Raw genomic sequence first — 7969 nt, 5'->3', positions numbered from 1 at the left:
TCACCAGGTTGATTTACAGTTGTGCCAGCGCTCAAACACAGCGCTACGCTCACAACCCCTTACTACTTCTTCCCCCTATTTGCTCGGCCGATCACGTATTCCCTACGCCGGCCCAGCTCACCCCTTATGCCTGATGACCACAGCGAGTTGGTACCACCCCTTCCCATCCCGAACAGGACCGTGAAACGACTCCACGCCAATGATAGTGCGGATACCCGTGTGAAAGTAGGTAATCGTCAGGCTATTCAATTCAAACAAAAACCCCACCTACTCAGGTGGGGTTTTTGCGTTTCTAACCTCGGCAGAGCGAAATGAGCAATGTAAAGTTGAATAGGGCATCCCTGAGCAGTGCCGAGCTCGAAGTCTATCAAGGCATTGCGATTGCCAACGTCAGCCTGGTGGATTCGGAGTCTCGCGCGCGTGAAGCGCTGGAGGTCCTGATGTCTGCCGAAGTGATCGGTTTCGATACGGAATCGAAACCGACCTTCCTCAAAGGCGAGATATCTACAGGCCCGCATTTAGTCCAACTGGCTACCGACGACAGGGCGTATCTATTCCCGATTTCCCCAGCGCGGGAAATCACGGCCTTGAAAGCGATTCTGGAATCGCCTCGTTTGCTGAAGGTTGGATTCGGCCTTGGCAATGATCGTAGCGCTCTAAAATCCCGATTGGGCATCGATGTCGCCAACTTGCTCGACCTGGGTGCGGTCTTGCGTGGACCTGACCACAAGGGCACGGTCGGAGCGAAAGTGGCTGTGGCGCATTTCTTTGGCCAGAGGCTGCAAAAATCCAAGAAAACCGGGACGAGCAATTGGTCAAACCCACGCTTGACTGAACGGCAGCTACTTTATGCTGCGAACGACGCCCATGTAGCGCTGCTGGTCTATCGTGCTTGGGTTCGAACCAGAGAAGATCGAGAGTCTCCCGCCACTGACAAGAGTTAGAAATCCCTGCCATCCCATCCGCCGTAAAAGCCGTGAAGTGGCGCGGCCCAGATCACGCCGCGCTCATTTTGCCGTTGAAGCGCGAGGTTTAGAAAAAGTACATACCCGCGACAAAAATAACCCCCGAGAACAGCAGGGCGGTTACGCAATAGCCCATGATGTCGCGCACGCCAAGCCCCGCAATTGCCAGTGCCGGAAGCGCCCAGAACGGTTGGGCCATATTGGTCCATGCCTCGCCGTAGGCAATGGCCATGGCCGATTTCCCCAGATTGGCGCCGAGCGCCTTCGCCGCCGGCATCACGAACGGCCCTTGCACGACCCAATGACCGCCGCCCGAGGGCACCGCGAAATTGATAACGGCCGAGCTCAAGAACGCGAGGAACGGGAATGTATGTACATTCGCGATTTCGATAAACCAATTGGTGATCACACCGGCCAGGCCCGAGTGATCCATCGTCGCCTGGATACCGGCATAGAACGGGAACTGGATCATGATTCCCGCCGTGCCACGTGCCGCCTTCCCGATAGCGCGCGCATAAGCCATCGGCGTTTTATGCAGCAAGAGGCCGATCGCAAGAAAGGCGATATTGACCGTGTCGATGTCCAGGCTAAAGCCCTTTGCGGCCGAGCGAATGATCAAATAGGCCGCGACAAGCAAAGCGACAAAAATCGACAGCAAGCGGCTTTCTTCGATCCGTTCTGCAAACGTCGCATTGGGTCCCAGCACGCGTTCTTCGACCGGTTCATCGATGAGCAATGCCGGATCGACGGTGACCACCTGATCGGGCTTGGGCATCATGGCGCGCGCGAGCAGCGGCAGCATTACGATCAGGCCGACCGTGATGAACAGGTTATAGCCGGTGAACAAGGTCTGCGACACGGGAATCAAGCCGATGATTTTTTCCATCGGATTGCCTTTGGTTGCCGCAACGAGCGGTACCGAGCCGGACAGACCGCCGTGCCAGGTCAGAAAACCCATATACGCAGAAGCCACCAGAAGCCGGTAGTCGGTCCCCGCAATCCGGCGCGCCACCTCGCGCGCGAACATCGCGCCGAGTACGAGCCCGAAGCCCCAGTTGATCACGCACGCGATCGCGCTCACCAGTGCGACGAGCATGGTGCCCTGAGCCGGTGTGCGTGCGCAGCCGGCTAGCGCGGACAGCGCTCGCTTGATCGGCCCCGAACTGGCGAGCGCGTGGCCCGTAACCAGTATCATGGCCATCTGCATGGAGAACGCAAGCAGGTTCCAGAAACCCGAACCCCACATCAACACGAGCTGAGTCGGCGTGCTCGGTGTCAGACCAAAACTCATCGCAAATGTGATCGCAGTCAGCAGGATCGCAAAGATAAGTGGATCGGGCAAAAATCGATGCACGACCTGGGTAAAGAAACGGGCAATCGCTTGTATCACGGACATTCTCCTCGGCTTTTCGGCATGCAGTTATTCGATGGGCGGAATTGTGGCATGTCTTGGCCGAGACTGCGTTCGTAGCAGTCCTGCCGCATTAACGAACACATCGAACACATCGTCAAAAAAGCTTGCCCTGGGCGGTCGTCAAGTTTTTGAAGCTGTCGTTCATCGGTAGCAAAATCGCATCGGCGATCGGCTGCAACTGATGCGTCAAGTAGTGGTCGTAATCGATCCTGGATTCGATCGCCTCGGTGGGCTCCGGTCCATTCAAGGTCATCACGTAATTGATCCAGCCGCCGTTCTGGTACTGCAACGGTCGCTGTCGCTGCGCGTTGAATTGATCGGCGATACGCGCGGCACGGACATGTGGCGGAACGTTGCGCTGGTAATCAACGAGTTGCCGCCGCAAGCGCTTGCGGTAAATCAAAAGGTCGTCGAATTCTCCATTGAGGGTTTTTCGCGCGTAGTCGCGTACGAACTCGTCATACGGTTCCAATTTGAAAACGCGCATATAGAGGCCTTGCTGAAATTGCTGAGCCAAAGGCGTCCAATCACTGCGGGCGGTTTCCAACCCGCGATAGATGATTTCCTCACGGCCGTCCGCTTTCGTCACCAGGCCGGCATAGCGTTTTTTGCTGCCCTGATCGGCGCCGCGTATGGTTGGCATGAAGAAGCGCTGGTAATGAATGTCGAACTCCAATTCGAGCGCATTCTGCAAGCCCAGGGTTTGATCCAGATGGTGAGCCCACCATTGATTCACCGTGTCGGCGAGCCGGTTACCGACGTCGAGCGCTGCGCTCTCGGTGTGACGCTTCTTGAGCCAGATGAAGATCGAGTCAGTATCGCCGTAGATCACTTCGTATCCGTCGGCCTCCACGAGCAGACGCGTTTGCCGCATGATCTGGTGCCCGCGTAGCGTGACGGCCGAGACCAGCTCGGGATTGAAGAATCGGCAATCGGGGGAGCCGAGCACGCCACAAAACGAATTCATCAGGAGCTTGAGCACTTGCGAAAGCGGTTCGTTTTTCTGGCGCTTGGCTTCGTCGCGGCGCTCCCAGAGTTGCGTGACGATCGCGGGAAGACAATGTTTGTGGCGCGAGAAAAACGTACCGTTGACACCTTGCACCACAGTCTCGGAATCGGGTGCGAGCGCGCCTTCGACCAGGCCGATAGGATCGACCAGGAAGGTGCGTATGATTGATGCGTACAAGCTCTTGAAATCGAGCACGATCACCGAGTCGTACAGGCCAGGGCGCGAATCCATGACGAATCCGCCCGGAAAGGAACTCTGCGCGATCTCGCCGACATTGGGCGCAACGTAGCCTTCCCGGTGCATGCGTGGCAGATAGTGATGGCTGAAGGCCGCGATCGAGCCACCAAAGTGGTCGGCCTGCAACCCGGTAACGTTGGCGCGTTCCGTCAAAAATTCAAATAACTTGGCCTTTGCAAAAATTCGTGTGACAAGCTCGCAGTCCTTGAGGTTGTAGCGCGCTAGCGCAAGCTTGTCTTCGCGAAAGCGCCGTTCGATTTCTTCCATGCGGTCGTAAGGGTTGTCGATCGCCTTGCCTTCACCTAGCAAAGTCCGGGAAACATTTTCCAGGCTGAAAGACGGGAAGCTCCACAAAGCCGCTTTCAATGCGTCGATGCCATCGACTATCATGCGTCCGGCTGTCGGCGCGAATAGATAGCCCTCTTTGGTACCGTGACCTCGCCACTCGACCGATTTGCCGCCGCGGCCCAATGCGAGCGGCACTTTACATTTATCGGCATGGCTTTGCAGAATGCGAAGGTCGAACTGTACGAGGCTCCAACCGATAACAACATCGGGATCGTGCTTTTTGAACCAGGCGTTGAGCCTCTCGATCATCTGCTTGTGATTTTCACAGTAGTCGAGATGAAAGTCTGGTGGTGCCGCATCCGCTCCCGTGGCGCTGCCCAGCATATAGACCTGGCGCTCGCCGCAACCCTCCAGTGCAATGGAATAGAGATCGCCGTGAGCGCTGGTTTCGATGTCGAGCGATACCGCTCGCAGGGCCGGGCGATATTCAGGTGCAGGCTTCAGCTTGCAATCGACGATGACCGAGCCGTCGTCGCTGCCCCCTTCGATTTGCACGGACGCCGTGATAAATCGCTCCATCATGTATCGCTCGGGCGGTCTGATGTCCACCTCGTAGAGTTTGATATCGCGGTCTTTAAGCGCTTTTTCCAGCGTCGTGAGCTGTCTGTAATGGCGGCTATACACGCCTATCACCGGCTCTTGCTGAAAAGTCTTGAGCGTTAGCGGCTGGATCTCGATGCCGGACATGCCGGCCACCAGCGGTTCGATCTCCGTGCGTTGCCCGGCATGTGCGAACGCGACGCAGGTCTGGGATGTGAGCCGGACTTTTTTGGGGCCGTGATCGGTCACGAGCCAGAACTCAATCTCGGTTCCTGCACTGGTATCGCGCCAGTGACGGGTAAGAATGAATCCTTGTTGTAGCGACTGGGTCACGTCTAGGCCTTGGTAGTCTCGTAAATTTGCCTGCCGCATGCCGTGCTTTCAAGCGTCACGTTGGTTAATACATTCCTCGTGATCACGTTCGCGGCTATCCCCCCATTTTCCGTCCCGGCGTGCAAGTCGTCAGTGTAGCGGCCTTCATGCGATACACCGTCCAACATTTTATATGTGGCACCGCGCTTAGACACGTACCCAGTGGCCGCTGGTACTTGCCCTGATAGGCTAGCTCGTGCGCTCGTTGCATGATGGCGGAACTGAATTTCCCTGGAAATTCTCGCGCGCGGATAGAATTTCCCGGTGGGAGTTTTACGGCGCGGGTACCAGCGGAGAAAGGAGATTGCGCCGTGTCACACCGCTCCTCGTTCTGCCTGCTGTTCCGGTTCACCCCCCTAGTCGCTGCAATCGTGCTTTATGGCTTGCCCGTTACGGCTCATGCCGACGACGCATGGCCGGACCATCCGGTGCGCATCATCGCGCCGTTCCCGGCGGGCGGCTCCGTCGATGTGGTCGCACGCATACTCGCCCAGCGCTTGGGAGTTCTGTGGAAACAGGGGGTGGTAGTCGACAATCGCCCCGGGGCGGGCGGCATGATCGGCGCCTCCGTGACGGCGAAATCGCCGGCAGACGGCTACACGCTCATGCTGGCATCGGGCAGCATGTTCACGGTAAATCAATATATCTACAAGCAGTTGCCTTACTCGAACGCGGATTTCAGCTACATCACGACCGTGGCAAGCAACCCCATGGTAGTAGCGGTCGCTCCCTCCTTGCCTGCCGACAACCTGAAAGAGCTGATAGCGATAGGACGAGCGCATCCAATGCAGCTTAATTTCGGATCGGCCGGCATTGGGAGTCAGGTGCATATGGCCGACGAGGCTTTCGCCGATGCCGCCGGAATTCAAATGACCCACGTGCCGTACAAAGGTGAGGCGCTCGCATTAGGCGATTTAATGGCCGGTCGCGTGCAAGTCGTGCTGAGCAACATCGTCGCAGCGCTACCTTTTATCAAAGGCAAAACGGTAAAGGCCCTTGCTGTCACGGACACGCATCGCTCCAGCGCACTGCCCGATGTGCCGACCGCCGATGAGGCGGGACTGGCTGGATTTGACGTCACGGGATGGTTTGCACTTGTAGCGCCGGCCGGTACGCCCCAAAATATCATCGACAAGGTGCAGCGAGACACGGTGAAGGTACTGATGGAAGCGGATACGCAGAAGCAGTTCGCCGCCTTGGGGATGGAGACGAAGGGCGACACGCCACAACAGTTGAAAAGCAATATCGAGGCTGAGTCGTTGAAATGGAAACAGGTGGTTCGCGACCGCCATTTGTCCGCGAACTGACAATCGACAGGCAGCACGATCTATTACAACGAGCGCTACTTAACGCTAGCTAACGACACGGTACCTGACGCGACATAGCGCTACGTAACATTTAGCCAGGAGAAGTTCATGACGAAAACATACCGCGGCGCCGACGCATTGGTGAGAACTTTGTCGAACGCGGGAGTCAAGCATGTTTTCACGCTGTCCGGCAATCACATCATGCCTATCTTCGACGCCTGCGTGGGCGCCGACATTGAGTTGATCCACACACGGCACGAGGCCGCCGCTGTCCACATGGCGGATGCCTACGCTCGATTGACCGGCAACGTCGGCGTTGCCCTGGTTACCGGTGGCCCGGGCCATGCCAATGCGGTGTCGGCGCTCTACACCGCGCAAATGGCGGAGTCGCCCGTGGTGTTCCTATCGGGTCATGCGCCGAACAACCAGTTGGGTATGGGGGCCTTCCAGGAAATGCGTCAGGCGGATGTCGCGGCGCCGCTTGTGAAAGTCGCATCGACAGTCCAAAGCGCAGGGAGCCTCGCCGCGGAACTCGCCCATGCGATCCGCGTGGCGCGCTCGGGTCGGCCGGGTCCTGTGCATCTCAGCTTGCCTACCGATGCACTTGAAGATGCCTGCAATGCATCCGGCGACGGTGACCCAGACAAACAAGTGTACGCATCGGTAGCGCAAACTCTCGAGACTGGGCTCGCGCGCGCGTTCATAACTCGCCTGCTCGCTGCAAAACGTCCGCTGATACTCGCGGGTCCCGCCTGCATGACGCGGGACGGCCGCAAGCGTACCGATAGGCTTGCCGCAGCGTGCGGCATTCCGGTGGTCGGCATGGAAAGCCCGCGCGGCATTGGCGATCCTAGCCTAGGTGCCTTCGCCGAAGTACTCGCGCAAGCCGACTGCGTGATGTTACTCGGCAAACGGCTGGACTTCACGCTGAAGTTCGGACTAGCGCCGGCGATCGACAAAACCTGCACATTCCTTCAAATCGACGCGGAGCCGGCGGAAGTATCGCGCACGCATCGCGCGGTCGGTGAGCGTCTGATGCAGACGGCGATTGCCGATGCGTTTTCGGCAATCGATGCGCTCGTCGCGGCGTGCGAGAGCTCGTCCTCGGCGCATGAAGGATGGGCGCGCGATGTGAGAACCGCGATCGACTATCGGCCTGCGCATTGGCAAACCGCAACCTCGGCTATCGATGGGCGCATACACCCGGTTCAGGCCTGCGCACCGATTCAGACCTTACTCGATAGCCATCCGGACGCGGTCTTCATCTCGGACGGTGGCGAGATCGGGCAATGGGCACAAGCGTGCCTGCACGCGCCTGATCGGATTATCAATGGCGTGGCGGGCGCGATCGGCTCTGCACTGCCGTTCGCTCTTGCGGCACGGGTGGCTCGCCCCGATGCACCGATTGTCGCGGTGATGGGGGACGGCACATTTGGTTTTCATACAGCGGAAATGGACACGGCAGTGCGTTACAAGCTGCCGTTCGTCGCGGTCGTCGGCAACGATGCGCGCTGGAATGCGGAGTACCAAATTCAATTGCGTGATTATGGGCGGGAGCGATTGATCGGCTGTGAATTGCTGCCTACGCGCTACGACAATGTGACTGCAGCCTTTGGCGGCTTCGGGAAACTCGTTACGAGCGCAGGCGAAGTGCTGCCGGCCGTGACCGAAGCGCATCAATCCAAGTTGCCAGCCTGCGTGAATATCATGATCGAGGGCGTTGCCGCACCTTCGATCAAACGAGCATCGGCGTAAAACGAAACTGCCGGCTCATTGA

General features: G+C 58.0%; 5 protein-coding genes and 1 rRNA gene. 4 read left to right on the top strand and 2 right to left on the bottom strand.

The window, feature by feature from the left end; genetic code table 11:
* Positions 1–129 precede the first annotated feature (129 nt).
* Positions 130–242 (top strand): 5S ribosomal RNA (gene rrf, locus GSQ77_RS24335).
* Between the two features lie 69 nt (positions 243–311).
* Entirely contained in the window at positions 312–944 is a 633-nt protein-coding gene (locus GSQ77_RS24330) for a 3'-5' exonuclease (protein WP_158905615.1), read from the top strand.
* Positions 945–1032: 88 nt separating this feature from the next.
* On the opposite strand, the gene GSQ77_RS24325 is transcribed toward GSQ77_RS24330, so the two are convergent.
* On the bottom strand, positions 1033–2355 hold the full coding sequence (locus GSQ77_RS24325; RefSeq protein WP_158905613.1) for a TIGR00366 family protein: 1323 nt from the start codon (positions 2353–2355) through the stop codon (positions 1033–1035).
* Between the two features lie 118 nt (positions 2356–2473).
* On the bottom strand, positions 2474–4885 hold the full coding sequence (locus GSQ77_RS24320; RefSeq protein ID WP_158905611.1) for a DNA polymerase II: 2412 nt from the start codon (positions 4883–4885) through the stop codon (positions 2474–2476).
* A 311-nt stretch (positions 4886–5196) separates the two neighbouring features.
* On the opposite strand from GSQ77_RS24320, the gene GSQ77_RS24315 reads away from it, so the two are divergent.
* Positions 5197–6192, top strand: coding sequence for a tripartite tricarboxylate transporter substrate binding protein (locus tag GSQ77_RS24315; protein WP_254067765.1), 996 nt, complete (start codon positions 5197–5199; stop codon positions 6190–6192).
* A gap of 108 nt (positions 6193–6300) precedes the next feature.
* Entirely contained in the window at positions 6301–7947 is a 1647-nt protein-coding gene (locus GSQ77_RS24310) for a thiamine pyrophosphate-binding protein (RefSeq protein ID WP_158905609.1), read from the top strand.
* Positions 7948–7969 lie beyond the last annotated feature (22 nt).

Origin of the sequence: Burkholderia sp. L27(2015) (assembly GCF_009765705.1) — a bacterium.
Taxonomy (GTDB): Bacteria; Pseudomonadota; Gammaproteobacteria; order Burkholderiales; family Burkholderiaceae; genus LMUX01.
This window is presented reverse-complemented; position numbering and strand designations above follow the sequence as displayed.